The organism is Spirillospora sp. NPDC052242, from assembly GCF_040679555.1.
In the GTDB taxonomy this organism is placed as follows: domain Bacteria; phylum Actinomycetota; class Actinomycetes; order Streptosporangiales; family Streptosporangiaceae; genus Spirillospora.
The window spans coordinates 65,150-88,925 of the sequence record NZ_JBFAUZ010000007.1 but is presented as its reverse complement, the minus strand read 5'-3'; the positions used below and the strand labels follow the sequence as shown (position 1 = coordinate 88,925).

Genomic DNA, 23,776 nt, shown 5'->3' with positions numbered 1-23,776 from the left:
GGATAACGTACCCGGGGGAGAGGGGGAACCCGTCATGGCGGTCGCCACGAAGGCCGAACTCGAAGAACAGAACGCCCTGCGGCTGGAGCGCTACCGCAAGGTGACGCAGCGGTCGTTCATGATGGCCGGAGTCGCCTTCATCGCCGTCGGGCTGGGCGCGCTCATCCCGTCCTACACCGAGGGCGACATCGGGATCCCCGTGGTCGTGCTCGCCCTCGCCGGCCTCGGCCTGCTGCTGTGGTTCTACGTGCGGCTCGTCCGGACGGGCCTGGACGGCGGGGCGCCGCGCCGCGACATCGTGCTCAGCGGCGCGGTGACCGCCGCGCTGGGCGCGATGATCCTCACCAGCCCGGTCTGGTGCATCATCCCGGCGTTCTGGGTGTCGGCGGTCGTGCTGTCGCCGGTGACCCGCCGGCAGATCGCGGCCATATGCGTCGGGACGGCGGTGTACTGCGCGGTGCTCGCCACGGTCTCGGCCGAGCGGAACTTCGAGGACGAGGCCATGACCTGGTACCTCGCGTTGCCCTTCTCCTTCCTCGTCTTCCTGGCGACCTGCCTGCTCGTCGCGTGGGTCAACCGGTACCAGCGCCGCATGTGGGACATGCACCTGGAGGCGTACGCCGCCCGCGACGCCGTCACCCGGCTCGCCGTCACCGAGGAGCGGCTCCGCTTCTCCCGCGACCTGCACGACCTGCTCGGGCACAGCCTCTCGCTGATCGCGGTGAAGAGCGAGCTCGCGATGCGGATGGCCGAGACCGACCCGGCCCGCGCGGGCGCCGAGATGGCCGACGTCCGCACCGCCGCCCGGGAGGCGCTGCGGGAGGTGCGGGCCGCCGTCCGCGGCTACCGCGCCGTCGAGCTGGACGCCGAGCTGGCCGGGGTGCGCGCGGTGCTGGAGGCGGCCGGGGTCCGCTGCGAGGCCGACGAGCCCCCGGCGGGCCTGCCGTCCGAGGTCGGCGCCGTGCTCGCCTGGGTGATCCGCGAGGGCGCCACCAACGTGATCAAGCACAGCGAGGCCCGCCGCTGCGGCGTCGCCCTGACCGTCTATGGTCATGCCGTGGTCCTGGAGATGCGCAACGACGGCGTCCGCGCGCGCGGCGCCGAGTCCCCCGGGTCGGGCCTGACCGGGCTCGAGGAGCGGGTCGCCGTCCTCGGCGGCGAGTTCAGCGCCGGACGGCACGGCCGCGACGGCTTCCTGCTGCGGGCCGTCGTCCCGCTGCCCGCCGGGGACGAGGGCCCCGCGGCCGAGGCCGTCCCGGCGGGCGGGAGGGAGCGGTGATCCGGGTCCTGCTGGCCGACGACGAGCACCTCATCCGGGGCGCCGTCGCCGCGCTGCTCGGGCTCGATCCCGACCTCGAGATCGTCGCGGAGGTCGGCCGCGGCGACGAGGTCGCCGCGGCCGTCGCCGCGCACGACCCGGACGTCGCCGTCCTCGACATCGAGATGCCCGGCGCGGACGGCCTCACCGTCGCCGAGGAGCTGCGCTCGTCCGGCGCCCGCTGCGCGGTGTGCATCCTCACCAGCTTCGGCCGCCCCGGCTACCTGCGCCGCGCCATGTCCGCCGGGGTCCGCGGGTTCGTCCCGAAGGACGCCCCCACCGAGGAACTGGCCGCCGCGATCCGCAAGGTCCACGCCGGGGGCCGCTACCTGGACGCCGAACTCGCGGCCGCCGCCATGGAGGCGGGCGACAACCCGCTCACCGAGCGGGAACGCGACATCCTCCGCCACATCGCCGCGGGCGCCGACACGTCCGGCATCGCCGCCCGCCTGCACCTGTCGGAGGGCACCGTCCGCAACTACCTGTCGACCGCGATGAGCAAGCTCGGCGCCTCCACGCGCCTCGGCGCCGTCCAGGCCGCCCGGGAGATGGGCTGGATCTGACCGCGGTCCGCGTGCGCCGGGTCACGTTTCCGGACGGCTCGGGTCCGTGCTCCCCGCGTATGCGGGGACGGCCCCTTTAGGCTTGTGGCGTGACTGAGCCATTGGTCGGACGGATGCGGGAGTTCGGCGAGACGATCTTCGCCGAGATGTCGGCGCTGGCGACCCGGACGGGCGCGATCAACTTGGGCCAAGGCTTCCCGGACAGTTCAGGCCCGGCGGACATGCTCGACATCGCCGTAGAGGCGATCCGAAGCGGGGCGAATCAGTACCCGCCCGGGCCCGGGCTGCCGGAACTCCGCGAGGCGGTCGCGGCGCAGAAGCTCGACCGGTACGGGCTGGCCTACGACCCGGCCACCGAGGTGTTCGTCACCGTCGGGGCCACCGAGGGCATCGCGGCGTCCGTCCTCGCGCTCGCCGAACCGGGCGACGAGGTGATCGTCTTCGAGCCGTACTACGACTCGTACGCGGCCGTCGTCGCGCTCGCCGGGGCCGTCCGCAGGCCCGTCACGCTGCGCCCCGTCGAGGGCCGGTTCACCTTCGACCCCGACGAGCTGCGCGCCGCCGTCACCCCGCGCACCCGGCTGATCCTGGTGAACTCGCCGCACAACCCGGCCGGGACGGTCTTCACGCGGGACGAGCTGGAGGCGATCGCCGCCGTCTGCCGCGAGCACGACCTGGTCGCCGTCACCGACGAGGTGTACGAGTACCTGACGTTCGACGACGCCGAGCACGTCCCGCTCGCCTCCCTCGACGGGATGCGGGAGCGGACGGTGTCGGTGTCGTCGGTCGGCAAGTCGTTCTCCGTGACCGGCTGGAAGACCGGCTGGGTGACGGCGCCCGCGCCGTTCATCCGGGCCGTGCAGTCCGTGAAGCAGTTCCTCACGTTCGCGGTCAGCGCCCCCTACCAGCGGGCCGCCGCCTACGCGCTGGCCAACGAGACCGCGTGGGTCGAGGAGCTGCGCAAGTCGCTGCAGGGCAAGCGCGACCGGCTCGTCACCGGGCTGGAGGCGGCCGGCTTCGACGTCTACCGGCCGCAGGGGACGTACTTCGTGCAGGCCGACATCCGTCCGCTGGGCTTCACCGACGGCATGGAGCTGGCGCGGGCGCTCCCCGGGCGGGCGGGCGTCGTCGCGATCCCGACGCAGGTGTTCTACGACCACCCCGACGCGGGTGCGCACTTCGTCCGGTTCGCGTTCTGCAAGAAGGACGAGGTCATCGACGCGGCCGTCGAGCGGCTCGCCGGGCTCCGCTGAAAAGTCGGGACGCGCCTGTAAAGGAGGCGCCGCGGGCGGGATTACGTGACGACATGATCCCGACCCCAGACGGGAGTCCTCCGTGGATGATCCCGAGTCACGGTTCACGCGGCTCTACGACGAGCACCACCGGCGCGTGCCGGCGTACGCGCTGGCCCACGCGGAGCCGCACACGGCCGAGGACGTCGCGGGCGAGACGTTCCTGATCGCCTGGCGGCGGCTCGACCAGGTCCGCGACCCTGCCCTGCCCTGGCTGCTCGGCGTCGCCCGCAACCTGCTGCGCAAGCAGTACGACCGGGGCCGCCGCGGCCGCGCCGGAGGCGGAGCTCGCCGCCGGTTCGACGCGGACGCGCGCCGGTCCGCGGACGGCGGCCGACCCGGCGCTCGCCGTCCGGCTGATCGTCTACCGGGAGTCGGCGGAGCTGCTCGCGTACGACTCCGGGCTCCTCACGATGTCGTACGGGCGCACGGGCTGGGTCGACCGGATCGGCGCGCGTCCCTGACCGGGGCGCTCACGGAGAGTATCCGGTTCGGCACCCCCGGCGGTCGCCGGAGGTTATAGCCTTCCGACCGTGTCCGGACTGACGATTCCCCAGCCCCAGTTCCCCGACGACGACGGCGGCGCCGACCCCCGGCTCTGCGAGGCGCTCGCGGGGTACGCGGCGGGACGGGTCGGCCAGCACACCGTCCTGCGCCGGCTGCAGGGCGCCCGGCTGCTGGTGCCCGTCGTCGCGATCCTCACCGAGGAGGAGGACGTCGCGCCCGGGGAGCTGCGGCGGGAGAAGTCGAGCGACATGGCGCTGCCGCTGCTCACCGGTGAGGACGGGCGCCGCGGCGTGCTCGGGTTCACCTGCACGGAGACGATGAAGGCGTGGCGGGCCGACGCCCGCCCGGTGGCGGTGCCGGCCGGGCAGGCGTGCCGCGCGGTGCTGGACGAGAACGCCGACGCCCTCGTGATCGACGTGGCGGGGCCGGTCCCGTTCGCCGTCGACGGGCTGCGGCTGCACCTGCTCGCCGAGGGGCGCCCGATCCCGGCGCCGCACGAGGATCCGGACGTCCTCGCCGCGGTCGAGGCCGCGTTCGGCTCCGACGAGGCGGTCGCGGGGGTGCGGGTCACCGTGGGCACGGCCGCCGAGCTGGCCGTCCGGTTCGCGGTGAACCCGGGGCACGACGAGCGCCGCACCGTCCAGCGGGTGTCGGACCGGCTCGCGGAGGTGCTGCGCGGCCGGATCGTCGGCGGCGTCGAGCTGAGCGTCGTCCGCCGCGGATAACCGTTCGACGGCCGCCCCGGCGGGCCGCCATCCTGGTGCGATGCACGACGAGATCGACATCGACGCGTTCATCGGCGACGGCTACGTCAAGATCACCGAGGCGTTCCCGCGCGAACTCGCCGACGAGGGGCGCGCGATCCTCTGGCCCGACACCGGTTCCGATCCGGACGACCGGACGACCTGGAGGCGGCCGGTCGTCCGGCTCGGGGGCTACGCGCAGGAGCCGTTCCGGGCCGCCGCGAACACCCCGCGCCTGCACGCCGCGTACGACGCGCTCGCCGGGAAGGGCGGCTGGGAGCCGATCGGCGGCCTGGGCACGTTCCCGGTGCGGTTCCCGAGCTCGGACGAGCCCGGTGACGACGGCTGGCATATCGACGCGAGCTTCCCCGGCGACGATCCCGCCGACTTCTGGGACGCCCGCGTCAACGTCGCGTCCAAGGGGCGTGCGCTGCTCATGCTGTTCCTGTTCTCCGACGTCGGCGAGGACGACGCGCCCACCCGGATCCGCGTCGGCTCCCACCTGGACGTCCCGCCGATCCTCGAGCCCGCGGGCGAGGCCGGGCTGGCGGTCATGGACCTGGCGCGGCGCGCCGTGCCCGCCACCGAGCACCGTCCCGTCGCGCTCGCGACCGGACGGGCGGGCGACGTCTACCTGTGCCACCCGTTTCTGGTGCACGCCGCCCAGCCGCACCGGGGCACGGAGCCGAAGTTCATGGCGCAGCCGCCGCTGCTCCCCGCGGGCCCGCTCCGCGACGACTCGCCCGTCGCGGCCGCGATCCGCCGCGGCCTCGCGGCCTGACCCGGACGGGCGCCTCCGGGGCGCGGCCGCCGGGCCGCGCGCGTCCGATCGGGACCGCCGGCCGTCTCAGGTGGTGGACGCCGGTCTCGGGGAGGCGCCCGGCGCCCATAGGATTCAGGGCATGCTGCGCTGGTTGACCGCGGGGGAGTCCCATGGCCCGGCCCTCACCGCGATCGTGGAGGGCCTTCCGGCCGGTGTGCGCGTGACCTCGGCGGACATCGCCGAGGACCTGCGCCGCCGGCGGCTCGGGCACGGGCGGGGCGCCCGGATGAAGTTCGAGCAGGACGAGGTGCGGATCCTCGGCGGGGTCCGGCACGGGGTGACGCTCGGCGGCCCCGTCGCGATCGAGGTCGGCAACACCGAGTGGCCCAAGTGGGAGACGGTGATGGCCGCCGACCCGGTCGACCCCGATGTCCTGGCGGCGCAGGCGCGCAACGCGCCGCTGTCGCAGCCGCGGCCCGGCCACGCCGACCTCGTCGGCATGCAGAAGTACGGGTTCGACGACGCCCGGCCCGTCCTGGAGCGGGCGAGCGCGCGGGAGACCGCGGCGCGGGTCGCGCTCGGCACGGTCGCGAAGGCGTTCCTCAAGCAGGCGCTCGGCGTGGACGTCCTCAGCCACGTGATCGCGCTCGGCGAGGTGTCGGCGCCGGACGGCGTCCTGCCGGAGCCCGGCGACCTGGCGGCGGTCGACGAGAGCCCGGTGCGGTGCTTCGACGCGGCCGCGTCGGCGGCGATGGTCGCGCACATCGACGAGGTGAAGAAGGCGGGCGACACGCTCGGCGGCGTCGTCGAGGTGCTGGCCTACGGGCTGCCGCCCGGCCTGGGCAGCCACGTGCACTGGGACCGGCGGCTCGACTCGCGGCTCGCCGGGATCCTCATGGGCATCCAGGCGATCAAGGGCGTGGAGGTCGGCGACGGGTTCACCACCGCGCGGCGGCGCGGGTCGGCCGCGCACGACGAGATCGAGGGCTCCGACGCGGGGATCCGGCGCCGGACGAACCGCGCGGGCGGCGTCGAGGGCGGCATGACGACGGGCGAGCCGCTGCGCGTCCGGGCCGCGATGAAGCCGATCTCGACGGTGCCGCGCCGCCTCGACACCATCGACGTGAAGACCGGCGGGCCCGCCAAGGCGATCAACCAGCGCAGCGACGTGACCGCGGTGCCCGCCGCCGGGGTGGTCGCCGAGGCGATGGTGGCGCTGGTGCTGGCGGACGCGGCGCTGGAGAAGCTCGGCGGCGACTCCGCCGAGGAGACCGCCCGCAACCTGCGCGGATACCTGTCCTCCCTGACCATCAAGTGAACGGGACCTCCTCCATGACGCGACCCAGGGCCGTCCTGATCGGGGCGCCGGGCTCGGGCAAGACGACGATCGGCGCGGCGCTCGCCGAGCGGCTCGGGGTGTCGCTGCGCGACACCGACGCGGACGCCGAGGCGGCGGCCGGCAAGCCGATCGGCGAGATCTTCATCGACGACGGCGAGGAGCGGTTCCGCGAACTGGAACGCGCTGCCGTCGCGTCGGCCCTCGCCGAGCACGACGGCGTCCTGGCGCTCGGCGGCGGCGCCGTGCTGGCGGCGGAGACGCAGGCGCTCCTCGCCGGGCACACGGTCGTCTACCTGCGGGTCGGTCTCGCGGAGGCGGTGAAGCGGGTCGGGCTGGCGTCGGCGCGGCCGCTGCTGGTGCTGAACCCGCGCAGCCAGATGCGCAAGCTCCTGGAGGAGCGGCTCCCGGTGTACGAGCGGCTGGGGAGCGTGCACGTCGACACCGACGGGCGCGAGCCCGCCGAGATCGTCGAGGAGATCGTCGAGGCGCTGGGGGCGGACGCGTGATGGAACCGGCGCGGGTGCGCGTGGAGGGCGCCGACCCCTACGACGTCGTGATCGGGACGGGCGTGCCGGCGGAGCTGCCGGGCCTGCTCGGCGACCGCGTCCGGACGGTCGCGGTCGTGCACGCCGAGGGCCTGCCGGAGATCGCGCGGCCGGTGTGCGAGGCGCTGGAGAAGGCCGGGTACGCGGTGCACGCGCTGCCCGTCCCGGACGGCGAGGCGGCCAAGGAGGTCGGGGTGCTCGCCGGGCTGTGGTCGGCGTTCGCGCGGCTCGGCATGACCCGGACGGACGTGGTCGTGGGCGTCGGCGGCGGCGCGACCACCGACCTCGCCGGGTTCGCCGCCGCGTCGTGGCTGCGCGGCGTCCGCTGCGTGCTGGTGCCGACGACGCTGCTCGGCATGGTGGACGCGGCGGTCGGCGGCAAGACCGGCATCAACATTCCCGAGGGCAAGAACCTCGTGGGCGCGTTCCACCCGCCCGCCGGGGTGCTGTGCGACCTCGCCGTGCTGGTGACGATGCCGCACGAGGACTACATCAGCGGGCTCGCCGAGATCGTCAAGGCCGGGTTCATCGCCGACCCGGTCATCCTCGACCTGGTGGAGGCCGACCCGGAGGGCGCCGCGCGCCCGGACGGCCCGCACACCCGCGAGCTCGTCGAACGGGCCGTCCGGGTGAAGGCCGAGGTCGTCGGGGCGGACCTGAAGGAGGGCGGCCTCCGGGAGATCCTCAACTACGGCCACACGCTCGCGCACGCGATCGAGAAGGCCGAGGACTACCGCTTCCGGCACGGCCACGCCGTCGCGATCGGCATGGTGTACGCGGCGGAGCTGGCGCGCCTCGCCGGGCGGCTGGACGCCGCGGACGTCGCGCGGCACCGGTCCGTCCTGACGTCGGTGGGGCTGCCGGTGGCGTACGCGGCGGACGCGTGGCCGGGGCTGCGCGCCACGATGACGATCGACAAGAAGTCGCGGGGCGCCGTGCTGCGGTTCGTGGTGCTGGACGGCGTCGCGAAGCCGGGCCGGCTGGAGGGCCCGGACGAGGAGCTGCTCGCCGCCGCCTACCGGGAGGTCGCCCGATGAGCCGGGTGCTGGTGCTGAACGGCCCGAACCTCGGACGGCTCGGGACGCGCGAGCCCGACGTGTACGGCGCGACCACGTTCGAGGGCCTGGCGGCGCTGTGCCGCGACGCCGGGCGGCGGCTGGACCTCGAGGTCGACGTCCGGCAGACCGACGACGAGGCCGAGCTGATCCGCTGGGTGCACGAGGCCGCCGACGAGCGGCTGCCGGTCGTGCTGAACCCGGCGGCGTTCACCCACTACTCGTACGCGCTGCGCGACGCCCTCGCGCAGCGGACCGCGCCGCTCGTCGAGGTGCACATCTCCAACCCGGCGGCGCGGGAGGAGTTCCGGCACACCTCGGTCGTGGCGGGCGTCGCGACCGGCACGATCGCCGGGTTCGGGACGTTCTCGTACGTCCTGGCCCTGCAGGCGGTCGTCGAACTGCTCGCCGAGGAGGCGGGAAAGCGGGGCTGAGCCGTTCCGGTGCTCAGGCCCCTTCGACGGCCGCGCGGGTCATGGCCTTGAGCTCGGCGACGACGTCGTCGAGCGGACGGACGTCGCGGTGGGCGCGGCACAGCACGGTCGCGCCCTCGACGGCGGCGACGATCAGCCGCGCGAGGCTCGCCGCCCGGTCGTCCGGGACGCCCGCGTTGCCGAGCCCGGTGGCGAGGGTGTCCTCCCAGCGGCCGAACGCGGCGGCGGCCGCGGCGGCGAGCTGCGGCGCGTCGTCGTGGCACTCCACGGTGACGGCCACGATCGGGCAGCCGGCCCGGAAGCCGCTGCGGATCAGCACCTGGCGCCACCAGCCGACGAAGGCGTCCACGGCGGACGCCGCGTCGCCGCCCTCGGTGGCCGCGACGATCCCGGCGTTGAGGAACTCCCCGGCGTAGCGGACGGCCTCCTCGGCGAGCTGCGCCTTGCCCTCGGGGAAGTGGTGGTAGATCGATCCGCGCGGCGCGCCGCTGTGCGCGATGACGTCGCGGAATCCCGTGCCGCTGTAGCCGCGCTCGCGGAACAGGTAGGCGGCGCTGCGGACCATGCGCTCCCGGCTGTCGGACCCCATGCCAACGATTATGACATTCATCATAAGCAACGCGCGTTGACCATGACGATCGTCATAGGAAACGCTCGCTATGTCGAACGTCATACTTGCCCGTAGGATGGGCCGGAGTTGTTACCGACGGGTAGCCCACATGCGGGCAGGGGAGACAAGGAGACCTCGTGATCGACCTCCAGCGTGACGGCGACGTGTTCGTCCTGCGCCTCGACGCGGGCGAGAACCGGTTCGGCCCCGACTTCCTCGACGCGGTCGAGGGGGCGCTCGACACCGTCGCCAAGGAGGACGGGCCGCGCGCGCTGGTCACCGTCGGGACCGGCAAGTTCTTCTCCAACGGCCTCGACCTGGAGTGGCTGGGCGCGCACAGCGACCGGTTCGAGGAGTACCTCGGCCGCGTGAACGGCCTGTACGCGCGGCTGCTCGAGCTGCCCGCGCCGACGGTCGCGGCGGTCAACGGGCACGCGTTCGCCGGCGGCGGGATGCTCGCCCTCGCGCACGACTTCGCCGTCATGCGCACCGACCGCGGCTACTTCTGCCTGCCCGAGGTCGACCTCGGGATGAGCTTCACCCCGGGGATGAACGCGCTGATCACGGCCCGGCTGTCGGCCGCGGTCGCGCACGAGGCCATGATCACCGGCCGCCGGTACACCGCCGAGCAGGCGATCGCCGCGGGGATCGTCCAGCGGGCGGTGCCCGAGGACGAGGTGCTGCCCGCGGCCGTCGAGCTGGCCGCGTCCCTCGCGGGCAAGGACGGGAAGGTCGTCGGGCGGATCCGGCGCGACATGTACCGCGGCACGCTCGCGGCGCTGCGCGGTCCCGCGCTCGGCTGACCCCGCCGCTGGGCGCGGGGCGCCCGGCGGGCTAGGTTGTGTTCGACTGGAATCGGATTCGGTAAATCGGGAAGGGGTGCCGATGCGCATCGGGATGGCCCTCAACTACGCGGGCGGTTTCAAAGAGACCGTCGAGGAGCTCGCCGACTACGAGAAGGCCGGGCTCGACATCGTCTACATCGCCGAGGCCTACAGCTTCGACGCGGTCAGCCAGATGGGATTCATCGCCGCGAAGACCGAGCGGCTGGAGATCGCGTCCGGCATCCTCAACATCTACTCGCGCACGCCCACCGCGCTCGCGCAGACCGCGGCCGGCCTGGACTACGTCTCCGACGGCCGGTTCACGCTCGGCATCGGCGCCTCCGGCCCGCAGGTCATCGAGGGCTTCCACGGCGTCCCTTACACCGCCCCGCTCGGCCGCACCCGCGAGATCATCGAGATCTGCCGCAAGGTGTGGCGCCGCGAGCGGCTCCAGCACCAGGGCAAGCACTACACGCTGCCGCTGCCGGAGGGGCAGGGCACCGGCCTCGGCAAGCCGCTCAAGCTGATCAACCACCCGGTGCGCGAGAGCATCCCGATCATGGTGGCCGCGATCGGCCCGAAGAACGTCGAGCTGACCGCCGAGATCGCCAACGGCTGGGAGCCGATCTTCTACATGCCGGAGAAGGCCGCCGACGTGTGGGGCCCGTCCCTCGCCGCGGGCAAGGCCAAGCGGGACGCCTCGCTCGGCGAGCTCGACGTCGTCGCGCAGGCCACGCTCGCGATCGGCGACGACGTCCAGGGCTACCTGGAGTTCGGCCGCCCGATGGCCGCGCTGTACATCGGCGGCATGGGCGCCAAGGGCAAGAACTTCTACAACGACCTCGCCCGCCGCTACGGCTTCGAGAAGGAGGCCGAGGAGATCCAGGACCTCTACCTGGACGGCAAGAAGGACGAGGCCGCCGCGAAGGTCCCGCAGGAACTGCTCGAGAAGATGTCGCTGATCGGCACCGAGGGGCACGTCCGCGAGCGGCTCGCCGCGATGAAGGAGTCCGGCGTGACCACCCTCAACGTGGCCCCGGTCGCCGGCGACCACAAGGGCCGCCTCGCGCTGATCGAGAAGGTGCGGGAGATGGCCGCCGACGTCTGACCCGGAGCCTGACCGCCCGCGGGGGCCGGACGCGCGCGCGTCCGGCCCCCGCGCGGTCACGGCGCCGCGGTCAGAGCGCCGCGGTCAGAGCGCCGCGTCGACCTCCCGCGCCGCCCGCTCGCCCGACCGGACGGCGCCGTCCATGTAGCCCGTCCAGTAGTCGGACGTCTCGGTGCCCGCCCAGTGGACGGGCCCGCACGGTTCGCGCAGCGCGGGGCCGAAGCCGGTCAGGACGCCCGGCGGGGCCAGCCCCACGGGACCGCCGCCGCTCCACGTCTCGTTGTCCCACCGCATCATCGCCGTCCGCACCGGGCGTTTGGCCCGGTCGCCGAACAGCTTCCCGAACGACTCCAGCCCGGCCGCCCGCACCTCCTCCTCGGACGCGGAGTCCAGGCGCCGGACGTTGTCGTGGTTGATGAACCCCATGAGGATGCCGCGCGACCCGTCCGGCGGGCTGTTGTCGAACGTCACGTCGATCGCGCCGCTGTCGGCGAGCGCCTGCCCGGTGAGGTTCTCCTCCCGCCAGAACGGCGTCTCGTACACCCCGACGAACTTCGCGACCGAGCCCATCGGGTAGCGCTGCATGAGCTGGGCCCGGCTCGCCGGCAGCCCCGGCGAGAAGTCGATCTTCCCGGCGATCGCCGGGGACATCGCGACGACCGCCCGCTTCGCCGACACCGTGACGCCGTCCGCCGTCACGGTCACGCCCCCGCCGCCGGTCTCGATCGACCGCACCGGCGCGTTGTAGCGGACGGCGTCGCCGAGCCGGGCGGCCAGCCGGATCGGCACCAGCTCCGGCCCGCCCGCGAACCGCAGCTCCTGCGCCCCGTCCCTGGTGTTGATCAGCCGGTCGATCGACCCGGGGCTGTCCGCGTTCCCGGCGGCGGCCGCGTAGTGCAGCACGTACAGCAGCGACACGTCCCGCGACCGCGCCGAGAGCGTCGAGCTGACGAAGACGTCCATGAGGAAGCGCGCGCCGGCGCTGAGGGAGTTGGACCGCGACCAGGTGTGGAACGTCTGCGCGTCCCACTCGTCGGCCTTGGCCGCCTTCCACGGCTCGCCCACCGGGACGTCCTCGATCATCCCGCCGAGCCGCAGCAGCGCCAGCTCCAGGTCGATGACGCCCCAGTCGGGCGGGACGGCGCCCAGCAGCCCGTCCGTCGCGTACAGCGACCGCCGCCCGTTGCGGTAGTAGACGTTGTCGCCCTCGTTGTAGGTCGGGAACGTCGCGACGCCCATCTCCCGCGCGAGGGCGGCGATGCGGTCCTGGGTGGGGCCGATGAACTCCGCGCCGCCCTCGGCGGTGGTGCCGTCGCCCAGCGGCAGCCCGTACACCCGGCCGCCGGGCCGGTCCCGGGCCTCGAGGACGACGACGGACCGGCCCGCCGCGATCAGGTCGCGGGCGGCGGTCAGGCCCGCGAGGCCCGCGCCGACGACCACGACGTCGGCGGACAGCCGCGCGGCGGACGGGGCGGCGGACGGGGCGGTGCGTGCGGCCGCGGACGGCGCGGCGGCCGAGGCGGCGACGGCGCCGGCGGCGGTGAGCGCGCCGGTGCCGAGCAGACGGCGGCGACTGACTCCTGTCACGGAATCCCTCCTGGGGGAAGACCAGAGCGGGGGACGGAAGATCACGCGGCGGCTCACGCTAGCGGCGGCGGACGGCGAAGTCGAGGCTTCTTCATGTTTCGCGATGCTCTAGAGTCCTCCCCATGGGGGAGACGCACACCGGACGTCGCCGCCGCCTGGCCGAGTACGCCGCCGCGCACGACGCGGACGCCGTCCTGGTCACCCGGCTCGTCAACGTCCGCTACCTGACCGGGCTCGCCAGCTCCAACGCCGCGCTGCTCGTCCCCGCGGGCGCGCCCGCCGTGCTGGCCACCGACGCCCGGTACGCCGGGACGGCAGAGCGGATCGCCCCCGAACTGCCGCTGGTCCGCGACCGGAAGACGGCCGCCGCGCTCGTCGCCCGCGCCGCCGCCGACGGCCACGCCCGGCTCGGCTTCGAACCCCACGCGCTCACCGTCGAGCAGCACACCGCGCTCGACGCGCAGGCCCGCGCGGCCGGCATCGCGCTCGTCCCGCTCGCCGGCCGCCCCGTCGAGGATCTGCGGCGCGTCAAGGACGAGGGCGAGATCGACCTCCTGCGGGAGGCGTGCGCGATCACCTGCCGCGCCTTCGACGCCGTGCTCCCCTCGATCGCGCCCGGACGCACCGAACGCGAGATCGCGATCGCGCTCGAGCGCGCCATGGTCGACCTCGGCGCCGAGGGCCCCGCGTTCGCCTCGATCGTCGCGTCCGGCCCGAACGGCGCCGTCCCGCACCACCGCCCCGGCCCCCGCGAACTCGAACGCGGCGACCTCCTCACCATGGACTTCGGCGCCCTCTACGGCGGCTACCACGCCGACATGACCCGCACCGTCGCGATCGGCGAGCCCGCCGGGTGGCAGCGCGACCTGTACGGCCTCGTGCACCGCGCCCAGCGGGCCGGAATCGACGCCGCCCGCCCCGGCGCCGAGACCAAGGCCGTGGACGCCGCGGCCCGCGACGTCGTCAAGGCGGCCGGGCACGGCGACGACTTCACCCACGGGCTCGGGCACGGCGTGGGCCTGGAGATCCACGAGGCACCGCTCATGGGGTACGACGAGACCGGTAAACTGACCGACCGAGTTCCGATCACCGCAGAGCCGGGGGTCTACCTCGCGGGCCGCGGCGGGGTCCGCATCGAGGACACGTTCGTGGTACGCGCGGACGGCCCGGAGCTCCTCACCACGACGACCAAGGACCTGCTCGTCCTCTAGACGAGCGCGAGCGCGGGTCCGCGACCGGGAGAACAACGCAGTGGCGACGACGAACGACCTGAAGAACGGCATGACGCTGAACCTCGACGGCCAGCTGTGGACCGTCCTGGAATTCCAGCACGTCAAGCCCGGCAAGGGCGGCGCGTTCGTCCGCACCAAGCTCAAGAACGTCCTGTCGGGCAAGGTGGTCGACAAGACCTTCAACGCGGGCACCAAGGTCGAGGTGGCCAGCGTCGACAAGCGGGAGATGCAGTACCTCTACCGCGAGGGCGACGACTTCGTGTTCATGGACACCGAGACCTACGAGCAGCCGCAGATCCCGGGCACCGTCGTGGGCGACGCCGCGAACTACCTGCTCCCCGAGCAGAACGCGGTCATCGCCTTCAACAACGACAACCCGCTGTACGTCGAGCTGCCCGCCGCCGTCGTACTGGAGATCACCGAGACCGAGCCGGGCCTGCAGGGCGACCGCTCCACCGGCGGCAGCAAGCCCGCCACGCTGGAGACCGGCGCCCAGATCCAGGTCCCGCTGTTCATCACCACCGGCGAGAAGGTCAAGGTGGACACCCGCTCCGGCGACTACCTCGGCCGCGCCTGACGTCCGCCTGCGAGCGGAGCGAGAGCGAGACACATGAGCGCGCGCACCAAGGCGCGGAAGCTGGCGCTGGACATCCTGTTCGCGGCCGAACTCCGCGAGGAGGAGCCGACGGCGGTGCTGGCCGCCCGCGGCCGTCCCAACCAGGACGAGCTGGCGGAGTACCCGCACGCCGTGCGGCTGATCGAGGGCGTCCAGGAGCGGCGGGAGCGGATCGACGAGCTGCTGGCGACCTACGCCACCGGCTGGACCCTGGAGCGGATGCCCGTCGTCGACCGCAACATCCTGCGGATGGGCGTGTACGAACTGCTGTGGGTCGACGACGTCCCGGACGGCGTCGCGGTCAGCGAGGCGGTCGGGCTGGCCACCGAGCTGTCCACCGACGAGTCCCCGCGGTTCGTCAACGGCCTGCTGTCGCGCCTGCAGCAGCTGAAGCCGTCGCTGGCGCTCTAGCCCGGGAGTTCGCGGACGGCCGCCGTCCGGACGGCTAGGGTGGGGTGCGATGAGCGACGTTAGGGGAGTGGCCGTGGCCGGCCGGCAACTGAAGCGGACACGGGGCGGCGGCCGCGTGCGCAACGCCGTCCTGTGGGAGGCGCTGCGCTCGGTCCTGGAGCGGATCACCCCGGAGGCCGGGGCGAGCGACATCGTGGACGTGGGCGGCGGGACCGGCGGCTTCGCGGTGCCGCTCGCCGAACTCGGGCACCGCGTCACCGTCGTGGACGCCAACCCCGACGCGCTCGCCGCGCTGGAGCGCCGCGCCGCCGAGTCCGGGGTGCGGGTCCGCGCCGTCCAGGGCGACGCCGTCGACCTGCCCGACCTGCTCGGGGCCGACGCCGCCGACCTCGTCCTGTGCCACAGCGTGCTCGAGTACGTCGACGACCCGGCGGCGGCGACGGCGGCGCTCACCGCGACCGTCCGGCCCGGCGGGTCGGTCAGCCTGCTGGCGGCCGGGCAGCTCGCCGCGGCGCTGTCCCGCGCGGTCGGCGGGCACTTCGACGACGCCCGGCGGGTGCTGGCGGACGCGTCCGGGCGGTGGGGCGACGGCGACCGGACGCCCCGCCGGTTCACCCGCGAGACGCTCACGGCGCTCGCGGAGGGCGCCGGCCTGCGGGTCGCCGAGCTGCACGGCGTGCGGATCTTCGCCGACCTGGTGCCGGGCGGGATCTCCGACGGCGACAGCGACTCCGCGGAGGCGCTGCTCGCGCTGGAGTCCGCCGCCGCCGTCCACCCCGTCCTGCGCGACCTGGCCGCCCAGCTGCACCTCGTCGCCGACAAGCCGGCGGCCTGAGCGCCGGTGCGGACCCCTCTCGCGAAGTCGTCCCGTGAGCCGTAAGCAGCAGCTCCACCGGCCCGGCCCGCAGCCCGGGCCGCCCGCCGACGACACCGGCTGCGCGATCCTGCACGTCGACATGGACGCGTTCTTCGTGAGCGTCGAGCTGCTGGAACGCCCCGAGCTGCGCGGCCGTCCGGTGATCGTGGGCGGCGCGGGCGCGCGCGGGGTCGTGTCGGCGGCGTCCTACGAGGCGCGCGAGTACGGGGTGCACTCGGCGATGCCGATGACGCGCGCGCGGCGGCTGTGCCCGCACGCGGTCGTCCTGCCGGTGAGCCACGGCAAGTACTCCCGGGTGTCGGCGTCGGTGTTCGAGCTGTTCCGGTCGATCACGCCGCTGGTGGAGCCGCTGTCGCTGGACGAGGCGTTCCTGGACGTCTCCGGGGCGGTGCGGCGGCTCGGGCGGCCCGCAGAGATCGCCCGGAGCATCCGCGAGCAGGTCAGCGCCCAGCAGGGCATCACGTGCTCGGTGGGCGTGGCCGGTACCAAGTTCGTCGCCAAGCTCGCCTCCACCCGCTGCAAGCCGGACGGGCTGCTCGTCGTGCCCGCCGACGGCGTCGTCGAGTTCCTGCACCCGCTGCCCGTCGCGTCCCTGTGGGGCGTGGGGGAGCGGACCGAGCAGGCGCTCGCCCGCCTCGGGCTGCGGACGGTCGGGCAGCTCGCGCAGGTCCCCGTCGCGACCCTCCAGCGGGAGCTGGGCAACGCGCTGGGCGCCCACCTGCACGAGCTGTCATGGGGCCGCGACCCCCGCGACGTCGTCGCGCACACCCCCGACAAGAGCATCGGCGCCGAGGAGACGTTCGAGACCGACGTGGACGATCCCGAGGTGATCCGCCGGGAGCTGCTGCGGCTCGCCGAGCGGGTCGGCGAGCGGCTGCGCGCGGGCGGGCACGCGGCACGCACCGTGAGCGTCAAACTGCGGATGGCGAACTTCAAGACGATCACCCGCTCCCGCACCCTCGCCGAGCCCACCGATCTCGCTCGTGTGATCTACATCACAGCGTGCGAGCTGTATGAGGGGGCCGGGCTGGAACGGGTACGACTCCGTCTGGTCGGGGTGCGGGCGGAGAACCTGCTCCCCGCCGGCGAGGCCCCCCGTCAGCTCGCCCTCGACGAACCGGAGAGCGGATGGCGTGAGGCCGAGCGAGCCATGGACCAGGTCGCACACCGGTTCGGCCGTGGCGCGGTCCGCCCCGCCGCGCTCGTCCGGCGTGCGGAGGACGGTGACGGACGTGACGGTGGTGACGGGAGACGATGAAAGAACACGGTGAAGTGTCCGAACAGCCCCGTACGGCGGGCCGTTCGCTTTCGTCCGCCCGCCAGTGCTCGTATTCTGGGCATATCACCGTTGACATTCCCGTCCTGCACCGGAAACCCCGTCGCGGGGCTGTCGTTGGGAGGCGCCGTGCCGCTGTCTGAGCACGAGCAGCGCATGCTCGAACAGATCGAGCAGCAGCTGTACGCCGAGGATCCGAAATTCGCGCACGCGGTCCGCTCGACCAACCCGCAGGTCCATTACAAGCGGCGGGTCGTCAAGTCCGCCGTGGGTTTCGTCGTGGGCGTCGGCGTGCTGATGGCCGGACTCGTGATCAACGCGGGGGCGGCCACCATCGCGATCAGCGTGGCCGGCTTCCTGCTCATGCTGGCCTCCTCCCTGTGGGCCCTCACGAGCTGGAAACGGATGGCCGGCATCGGCGACGAGCCCGCGCGGCCGAGCCGCCGGGGACGTCAGGGACGGCAGGGCGGCCGCCAGGACCGCCAGAGCCGCCCCAAGGGCACCTTCATGGAACGCATGGAGGAGCGCTGGCGCCGCCGCACCGAGGGCGACCTCTGACCCCGGCGCGGACCCGGCTCCGGGCTCCGCGCCGCAGCACTCCCGCAACCCGGGCGGCCCCGCCGCCCGGGTTCCGCGTTCCGTCAGTTGCGTGGTGCCGTCATCCGCGCCGGACCCGGTCGCCCAGCGCCCGCAGCCGCGCGACCGGCCCGTCCGGCCGGGCCGCCAGCGCCGCCGCCCGGTCCCCGGCCGACCGCAGCGTCCCGCGCGCCTCCGCCAGCGTGGACGGCGGCAGCAGCCGCGCCCGCAGCCGCGCGCGCCGCCCGGCCGCCGCCGCGACCGCCTCCCGCACCGTCCGGACGTCCGCCCGCAGCCGCTCGGGCGGCTCCGCCGAGCGCCGCCGCGAGTACCGCGCCAGCTCCTCGGCGCGGGCGATCCGGCGCAGCGCCTGCGCGCCCGCCGCGTCCAGCTCCAGCACCTCCCCGAGCCGCCGCGCCGCCGCGCGCGGCGAGTCCCCGGCGCGCCACTCCAGCCCGTGGTCCAGCGCGTCCGCCCGCAGCTCCCGCCACGCCGCGTGCGCCGCGTCCGCCGGGTCCTGCGCCCGGGAGCCCGCGCCCGCCGCGCCCGGCCCCGCGGGCGGCGCGCCGGGCGCGTCGTCCGCGCCGGTCCCGTCGCCCGGGCCCGTCCCGGCGCCGGCGAGCGCCGCCCACCGGCGCCGCCGCGCGATCACCCGCGCCACCGCCGGGACCGCCAGCGCCACCAGGACGAGCAGCCCGCCCGCGGCCCACGGCAGCGCCCGGAAGCCGTCCTCCGCCTCCTGCGGCCGCGCCGCCGCGTCCTGCGGGCGCGCCGTCGCCGCGCCGGTCGGCGAGTCCTGCGCCGCCGCCGAACCCTCGTCCGCCGACGACCCCGAGTCGCTCGAGGAGGACGACCCCGAGTCCGTCCCCGTCCCGGTGGACGTCACGGGCGTGCTGTAGGACGGCGCGGTCGCCGTGCCCTGCCCCTGGAGGCCCGACGGGGTCGGCTCGAACCGCACCCAGCCCGAACCCGGGAAGTACAGCTCCGGCCACGCGTGCGCGTCCCGCGACCGCACCGTCCACTCGTCCGGGCCGCTCTGCACCCCGGCCGTGTACCCGAGCGCCACCCGCGCGGGGATCCCCAGGATCCGCGCCATCAGCGCCATCGAGGCGGCGAACTGCTCGCAGTACCCCCGCTTGCTGTGCAGCAGGAAGTCCACCAGGTCGCTGCCGCGCTTGGGCGCCGGCGCCGACAGGTCGTAGACGAACCCGCCCGTGTCGGTGAACCACCGCTGCAGCTGGACGGCCTGGTCGTGCGCGCTCGACGAGCCGGAGGCGACCCGGCGCGTCAGCGACCTGACCTCCGGGGGGATGTTCCGCGGGAGGGCGGTGTAGCGGCGGACGACCTCCGCCGGATAGCCCCCGGCGTTCTCCAGGTCGTCGCCGCTCGGCTGCGGGACCTCGCTCTGCACGGTGTAGGACCGGCCCCCGGCCGAGTCGCGCAGCGAGTACACCATCAGCGACTCCGGGTCCACCCGCCAGTCGCCGTCGATCGAGACCCGCGACGGCGCGTACGGCAGCGGCAGGAACGTCATGTCCTCCACCTCGGCGCGGACCGACACCTCCGTCGTCACGTCGCGGGACCGGCCGGACGACAGCCCCGGCGGGTCCGGCAGCCGGTCGCCCTCGCGGAGCCGGTCGTCCGGCCTGCTGCGCAGCTTGCTGTAGGTCCACCGGCCGCCGTCGAACCGGTCCAGCGCGTACAGGCGCAGGTAACCGGGGCCGATCGGGTCCCGGGTGCGGTAGGTCAGCACCACCGAGTCGTCCAGTTCGGTCAGCTCCCGCTTCAGGCTGACCAGCGGATCCGGGGTCGTCACCGTCCGGGTGTCGCCGCCCGACCCGCCGCGCAGGTCCAGGATCCCGCGCTGCTGCAGGCCCGGCACCGCCGTCGGGAGCACCACCGCGACGGCCACCGCGCCGAGCGCGATCCGGCGCCCGCCCGACGTCGCCGTCCCCGCGAGCGCGCCGGGCAGCGCGGCCTCCCCGCCGCCCGCGTCGCCCCCGCCGGCGTCCGCCGTCTCGCGCGGCGCCGTCCAGCGCCGCCGCGCCACCAGCGGCCCCCAGCCGCCGACCTGCTCCCGCGAGTCGGCCATCAGCAGGGCGAGGAAGCCCAGCGCCCCCACCGCGAACGGCACCCAGCCGACGCCCTCGTCCCGCACCGCCGCCGGGACGCTGTACATCGCCAGCAGCGGCAGCCCGGCGGGCGCCGCCCGGCGCAGGCCCACCGCCAGGAAGTCCACCAGCACCGCGACCACCCCGACGCCCGCGGCCGTCAGCAGCTCGATCCCGGGCAGCACCGGCACCGGCGCGGCGTACCGGTTGGCCGACTCCCAGCCCGTGCCGATCAGGTCCGCCAGGTGGGCCAGCGACGCCGACGTGGGAACGACCCCGAGCAGCGACTCCGGCGCGGCGTAGAACAGGTTCAGGCCCAGCAGCAGCCCCAGCAGCCCCGCGAACGGCTGCAGCGGCGCGGGCAGCCGCAGCCGCCGCGCGACCAGCCCGCCCGCGGCCACCGCGAGCACCGCGCCGAGCGCCGCCGCGAACCAGCCCGCCGTCTCGAACAACGGGGCCAGCCCCACCGCGCCGGCGAGCGTCGCCAGCGCGGCCGTCATCGTCATCCGCAGCCTCATGACCCGCCCTCGTAGCAGTCAGCTCGCATCGATCCGCCCGCCCCCGCCCGTCCTCAGCCCGCCCGGGCCGGGTCCTCGCCGGCCCGCGCCCACACGTCGGCCAGCTCGGCCGCCGTCCGGACCGTCACCACCCGCCACCCGCCGGCGCGCAGCAGGTCCTCCGCCCGTCGCGGCGCCGCGCCCGCGCCGTTCCCCGCGCCGTTCCCCGCGGCGTGACTCGCGGCGTTCCCCGCGTCCATGCCCATGCCCGCGCCCCCGCCGGCGTCCGTGCGCGGGTCGCCCACCAGTACCGCCACGCGGGTCGCGCCCCGCCAGCGGGACGCCACGGTGCCCGCGTCCTCCGCCGACAGCGCCCCGAACACCGCGATCACCAGGCCGCCGCGCTCGCCGCCGCCCGCGCCCGCCGCGCCCGGCGCGAGCGACTCGGCGGGCAGCGCGTCGCCCGGGGACCTGCGCACCACCGCCAGCGCGTCCAGCAGCAGCCCCTCGAAGGCCCCGTCCGCGGACGCCGCCGCGGGCAGCTCCTCGCCGACGTCCGTCACGTACCGCAGCCGCATCCCCGTCCGCACCAGATGGACGCCGATCGACGCCGTCACCGACACCGCCCGCTCGAACGTGCCGCCCGGGCCGTCGCCCCAGTGGGCGCGGCGGCGGGTGTCGAGGAACAGCGTCCCGCTGCTCTGCCAGTGCTGCTCCTCGCGCCGCACCATCAGCTCGCCGCGCCGCGCCGTGGACCGCCAGTGCACCCGGCGCAGGTCGTCGCCGTGCCGGTAGTCGCGCGGCGCCACGTCGTCCTCGCCCGCCGCCGCGACCGCCCGGGCGAGGCTGTCGCCGCCGCCCGTCCAGGCCCCCGACAGCCGGCCCGGCCGCAGCGGCACGACCTCCGGCGTCACGGTGAGGGAGTCGGCCGCGCTGAAGGAGCGGACCAGCTCCACCATCCCGAACGGGTCGGTGAGCCGGACCGTCAGCGGACCCACCCGGTACCGGCCCCGCACGTCCGCCCGGACCCGGTACCGCAGCTCACGCGACCCCTGCGGCTCGATCCGGTCGATGAGGAACCGCGCCCGGCCGCCCAGCGCGTACGGAATCCGGTCCTCGACCATCAGCAGCCCGCTCGGCAGCCGCGACACGTTCTCCAGCCGCAGGTCGATCCGCGACTCGCGGCCCACCGGCAGCCGCGCCGGCGCCAGCCGCCGCGCGCACGCCAGCCGGTAGCGGGTGCGCGCCACCGCGAACGTGCACAGCAGCGGCAGCACCAGGACGAGCACCCCGGCGCGCAGCAGGTCGCGCTCGCCGAGCACGAACGCGCACGCGATCGCGGTCGCGCCGGCGGCGACGAACGACCGCCCGCGCGTGGTCAGGCCGGCCAGCGCTCTGCGCACCGGTCACCTCCGGGGGGCGGGCACCGGCAGCCGGCGCACCAGGTCGGCGACGACGTGCTCGGGCCGCCGCCCGTCCACCTGCGCCTCCGTGGTCGTCAGCATCCGGTGCGCCAGCACGGGGACGGCCAGTTCCTGGACGTCGTCGGGGATCACGTAGTCGCGGTCGTCCAGCGCCGCGTACGCCCGCGCCGCCTTCACCAGCTGCAGGGTGGCGCGCGGGGACGCGCCGAGCCGCAGCTCCGGGTGCGTCCGGGTCGCGGCGATGAGGTCGATGACGTACTGCCGCACGTCCGGCGAGACCTCGATGCCCCGCACCACCTCGATCAGCTCGCGGACGTCCGTGGCGTGCGCGACCGGGGTCAGCCGGTCCAGCGGGGACGAACGGCCGTGCACGTCCAGCATCTCCAGCTCGGCGGCGGGGTCCGGGTACCCCATCGAGATGCGGGCGGTGAACCGGTCGCGCTGCGCCTCCGGCAGGGGGTAGGTGCCCTCCATCTCGACCGGGTTCTGCGTGGAGATCACCATGAACGGCGGCTCGAGCGCGTACGTGGTGCCGTCGACCGTGACCTGCCGCTCCTCCATGCACTCCAGCAGCGCCGACTGCGTCTTCGGGGACGCGCGGTTGATCTCGTCGCCGACCACGATGTTGGCGAACACCGGGCCCGGCTTGAACTCGAACTCGCGCAGCTCCTGGTTGTAGGCGCTGACCCCGGTGATGTCGCTCGGCAGCAGGTCGGGCGTGAACTGCACGCGCCGGACCGAGCAGTCCACCGACCGGGCGAGGGCCTTGGCGAGCATCGTCTTGCCGACCCCGGGCACGTCCTCGATCAGCAGGTGCCCCTCCGCCAGCAGGACCGTGAGCGCGAGCCGCACCGCCGCCGGCTTGCCCTCGATCACCGATTCCACGGCGCCCCTGATCCGGCCCGCGACCTTCGCCAGGCCCTCGAGCCCCGGTCCGGGCTCCGCGCGGGCCGGTTCGCCGCGCGCGGCGGAGCGGGGGGATTCGCCGTGCGTTCCTACTGCCACCAAACCTCCTCAGCCGTCCGGCCGCGTGGGTGCCCGGCAGGGCCGGTGGGCCCAGGCAGGGCCCGTCCCCGGAAAACGCGGCCCCGCTTGCCGCGGGCGGTGCCGCGCTCCACGCGCCACCTCAACAGACAGTACGTCGTCACGATCGTCGTCGCGATGTCCACGGCGGACGTGAGCCCGGCATGTGGCGATCTAGACGGGTTCACGGTGAGACGTCCGTGAATCGGGTCGGCCGCCGCCGCGCGCCCGCCCGGCGTCCGGCGCGCGGGCGGCCCCCTCGGCGCCCCACTCCGCACCACCCGTCCTGACCTGCGATTTCTCTGACGATCTTGTTCCGCCGAAGCGGTTTTCGTTGTTGACGGTGGGGAAGAGTGGAGTAGAGTGGGGCGCCGTGGGGGGCGGTAGCGTCCCTTGCGGCGCGGGAGGTGGGCCGGTGTTCCTCGGCACCCATTCACCGCGTCTCGACGACAAGGGACGGCTGTTCCTGCCGGCGAAGTACCGCGAGGAGCTGTCGGGGGGATTGGTGATCACGAAGGGCCAGGAACGCTGCCTGTACGTCTTCCCCATGGCGGAGTTCCAGCGCATCACCGAGGCTCTGCGCGCCGCGCCGGTCACCGAGAAGGCGGTACGGGCCTATAGCCGCGTCTTCTTCGCCAGCGCGTCCGACGAGGTTCCCGACAAGCAGGGTCGCATCACCATCCCGCAGCCGCTGCGCACTTACGCGGGTCTCTCCAAGGAGTGCACCGTGATCGGGGCGAACACACGCCTCGAGATCTGGGACGCCAAGGCCTGGGAGACCTACCTCGAGCAGGAGGAGCAGGCCTTCTCCGACGTCTCGGAGGAGGTGTTGCCAGGGATCCTCTGAGGTGAACGACTCGTCGGTCCGACGACCGGCACTGGCCCGCGTTCGGCCAGGTCTCCAGCCGCTCTCCAGCCATCTGGCGCAGCTTCCCCGGTGCCAGGCGGCGACCCCCGCGCAGTCGCGGTGAACTTCCTCCAGGGCAGCGGATGGGGACCTGGCCGGGCGAGGCCGCCGCCGGGGGGCGGACACGGTCCGGACCGG

24 protein-coding genes are annotated in these 23,776 nt (G+C 74.7%); 19 read left to right on the top strand and 5 right to left on the bottom strand.

Going from position 1 to position 23,776, the window contains the following annotated elements:
• The first annotated feature begins 34 nt into the window (after positions 1-34).
• The 10 genes from AB0L25_RS07815 to aroQ all read left to right on the top strand — a co-directional run bounded on the left by AB0L25_RS07815 (position 35) and on the right by aroQ (position 8,559).
• Positions 35-1,279 carry a sensor histidine kinase gene (locus AB0L25_RS07815; protein WP_500169734.1) on the top strand — a complete coding sequence of 415 codons (1,245 nt, stop codon included), beginning with the start codon at positions 35-37 and terminating at the stop codon, positions 1,277-1,279.
• Complete coding sequence (locus tag AB0L25_RS07810; RefSeq protein WP_500169733.1) at positions 1,276-1,881, top strand: response regulator transcription factor; 606 nt, start codon at positions 1,276-1,278, stop codon at positions 1,879-1,881. The genes AB0L25_RS07815 and AB0L25_RS07810 overlap by 4 nt, the downstream gene beginning before the upstream one ends.
• An 89-nt stretch (positions 1,882-1,970) precedes the next feature.
• On the top strand, positions 1,971-3,134 hold the full coding sequence (locus tag AB0L25_RS07805; protein WP_500169731.1) for a pyridoxal phosphate-dependent aminotransferase: 1,164 nt from the start codon (positions 1,971-1,973) through the stop codon (positions 3,132-3,134).
• An 82-nt stretch (positions 3,135-3,216) separates the two neighbouring features.
• Entirely contained in the window at positions 3,217-3,696 is a 480-nt protein-coding gene (locus AB0L25_RS07800; RefSeq protein ID WP_500169729.1) for a sigma factor, read from the top strand.
• Positions 3,697-3,706: 10 nt separating this feature from the next.
• Positions 3,707-4,405: an SseB family protein gene (locus AB0L25_RS07795; RefSeq protein ID WP_500169727.1), complete on the top strand. Its 699-nt coding sequence runs from the start codon at positions 3,707-3,709 to the stop codon at positions 4,403-4,405.
• A 40-nt stretch (positions 4,406-4,445) separates the two neighbouring features.
• Entirely contained in the window at positions 4,446-5,204 is a 759-nt protein-coding gene (locus AB0L25_RS07790) for a phytanoyl-CoA dioxygenase family protein (protein WP_500169725.1), read from the top strand.
• Positions 5,205-5,325: 121 nt separating this feature from the next.
• Positions 5,326-6,504, top strand: a complete 1,179-nt coding sequence (aroC, locus tag AB0L25_RS07785) for a chorismate synthase (RefSeq protein ID WP_500169723.1) — start codon at positions 5,326-5,328, stop codon at positions 6,502-6,504.
• Between the two features lie 14 nt (positions 6,505-6,518).
• Positions 6,519-7,031, top strand: a complete 513-nt coding sequence (locus AB0L25_RS07780) for a shikimate kinase (protein ID WP_500169721.1) — start codon at positions 6,519-6,521, stop codon at positions 7,029-7,031.
• Positions 7,031-8,107 (top strand): 3-dehydroquinate synthase, encoded by a 1,077-nt coding sequence (aroB, locus tag AB0L25_RS07775; RefSeq protein ID WP_500169719.1) that lies wholly within the window; start codon positions 7,031-7,033, stop codon positions 8,105-8,107. The genes AB0L25_RS07780 and aroB overlap by 1 nt, the downstream gene beginning before the upstream one ends.
• Complete coding sequence (gene aroQ, locus AB0L25_RS07770) at positions 8,104-8,559, top strand: type II 3-dehydroquinate dehydratase (protein WP_500169717.1); 456 nt, start codon at positions 8,104-8,106, stop codon at positions 8,557-8,559. The genes aroB and aroQ overlap by 4 nt, the downstream gene beginning before the upstream one ends.
• Positions 8,560-8,572: 13 nt before the next feature.
• Here aroQ and AB0L25_RS07765 read toward each other — a convergent pair whose 3' ends face one another.
• Positions 8,573-9,148, bottom strand: a complete 576-nt coding sequence (locus AB0L25_RS07765; RefSeq protein WP_500169715.1) for a TetR/AcrR family transcriptional regulator — start codon at positions 9,146-9,148, stop codon at positions 8,573-8,575.
• 158 nt (positions 9,149-9,306) lie between these two features.
• Between AB0L25_RS07765 and AB0L25_RS07760 the strand changes: the two genes are divergently transcribed.
• Positions 9,307-9,972 carry an enoyl-CoA hydratase-related protein gene (locus tag AB0L25_RS07760; RefSeq protein ID WP_500169713.1) on the top strand — a complete coding sequence of 222 codons (666 nt, stop codon included), beginning with the start codon at positions 9,307-9,309 and terminating at the stop codon, positions 9,970-9,972.
• 82 nt (positions 9,973-10,054) lie between these two features.
• Complete coding sequence (locus AB0L25_RS07755) at positions 10,055-11,101, top strand: LLM class F420-dependent oxidoreductase (RefSeq protein WP_500169712.1); 1,047 nt, start codon at positions 10,055-10,057, stop codon at positions 11,099-11,101.
• Between the two features lie 84 nt (positions 11,102-11,185).
• On the opposite strand, the gene AB0L25_RS07750 is transcribed toward AB0L25_RS07755, so the two are convergent.
• Positions 11,186-12,688 carry a flavin monoamine oxidase family protein gene (locus tag AB0L25_RS07750; protein ID WP_500169710.1) on the bottom strand — a complete coding sequence of 501 codons (1,503 nt, stop codon included), beginning with the start codon at positions 12,686-12,688 and terminating at the stop codon, positions 11,186-11,188.
• 122 nt (positions 12,689-12,810) lie between these two features.
• On the opposite strand from AB0L25_RS07750, the gene AB0L25_RS07745 reads away from it, so the two are divergent.
• The 6 genes from AB0L25_RS07745 (at position 12,811) to AB0L25_RS07720 (ending at position 17,658) form a co-directional block, all read left to right on the top strand.
• Complete coding sequence (locus tag AB0L25_RS07745) at positions 12,811-13,899, top strand: M24 family metallopeptidase (protein WP_500169708.1); 1,089 nt, start codon at positions 12,811-12,813, stop codon at positions 13,897-13,899.
• A 40-nt stretch (positions 13,900-13,939) separates the two neighbouring features.
• Complete coding sequence (gene efp, locus AB0L25_RS07740) at positions 13,940-14,497, top strand: elongation factor P (protein WP_378306788.1); 558 nt, start codon at positions 13,940-13,942, stop codon at positions 14,495-14,497.
• Between the two features lie 33 nt (positions 14,498-14,530).
• Complete coding sequence (nusB, locus tag AB0L25_RS07735) at positions 14,531-14,947, top strand: transcription antitermination factor NusB (RefSeq protein WP_026405821.1); 417 nt, start codon at positions 14,531-14,533, stop codon at positions 14,945-14,947.
• A 49-nt stretch (positions 14,948-14,996) separates the two neighbouring features.
• Positions 14,997-15,782 carry a class I SAM-dependent methyltransferase gene (locus tag AB0L25_RS07730; protein ID WP_500169706.1) on the top strand — a complete coding sequence of 262 codons (786 nt, stop codon included), beginning with the start codon at positions 14,997-14,999 and terminating at the stop codon, positions 15,780-15,782.
• A gap of 34 nt (positions 15,783-15,816) precedes the next feature.
• Positions 15,817-17,082, top strand: coding sequence for a DNA polymerase IV (locus AB0L25_RS07725; protein WP_500169705.1), 1,266 nt, complete (start codon positions 15,817-15,819; stop codon positions 17,080-17,082).
• A 147-nt stretch (positions 17,083-17,229) separates the two neighbouring features.
• Positions 17,230-17,658, top strand: a complete 429-nt coding sequence (locus tag AB0L25_RS07720) for an SCO2097 family morphological protein (RefSeq protein ID WP_500169703.1) — start codon at positions 17,230-17,232, stop codon at positions 17,656-17,658.
• Positions 17,659-17,758: 100 nt separating this feature from the next.
• Here AB0L25_RS07720 and AB0L25_RS07715 read toward each other — a convergent pair whose 3' ends face one another.
• Genes AB0L25_RS07715 through AB0L25_RS07705 form a run of 3 tightly spaced genes read right to left on the bottom strand, consistent with a single transcriptional unit; the run spans position 17,759 to position 22,626 of the window.
• A complete protein-coding gene (locus AB0L25_RS07715; protein WP_500169702.1) occupies positions 17,759-20,305 on the bottom strand; it encodes a transglutaminase TgpA family protein in 2,547 nt (848 codons plus the stop codon).
• A 53-nt stretch (positions 20,306-20,358) separates the two neighbouring features.
• Positions 20,359-21,687 carry a DUF58 domain-containing protein gene (locus AB0L25_RS07710; protein ID WP_500169700.1) on the bottom strand — a complete coding sequence of 443 codons (1,329 nt, stop codon included), beginning with the start codon at positions 21,685-21,687 and terminating at the stop codon, positions 20,359-20,361.
• A 3-nt stretch (positions 21,688-21,690) separates the two neighbouring features.
• Positions 21,691-22,626, bottom strand: coding sequence for an AAA family ATPase (locus AB0L25_RS07705; RefSeq protein WP_500169953.1), 936 nt, complete (start codon positions 22,624-22,626; stop codon positions 21,691-21,693).
• A 520-nt stretch (positions 22,627-23,146) separates the two neighbouring features.
• Between AB0L25_RS07705 and mraZ the strand changes: the two genes are divergently transcribed.
• Positions 23,147-23,578: a division/cell wall cluster transcriptional repressor MraZ gene (gene mraZ / locus AB0L25_RS07700; RefSeq protein ID WP_500169698.1), complete on the top strand. Its 432-nt coding sequence runs from the start codon at positions 23,147-23,149 to the stop codon at positions 23,576-23,578.
• Positions 23,579-23,776: the final 198 nt, after the last annotated feature.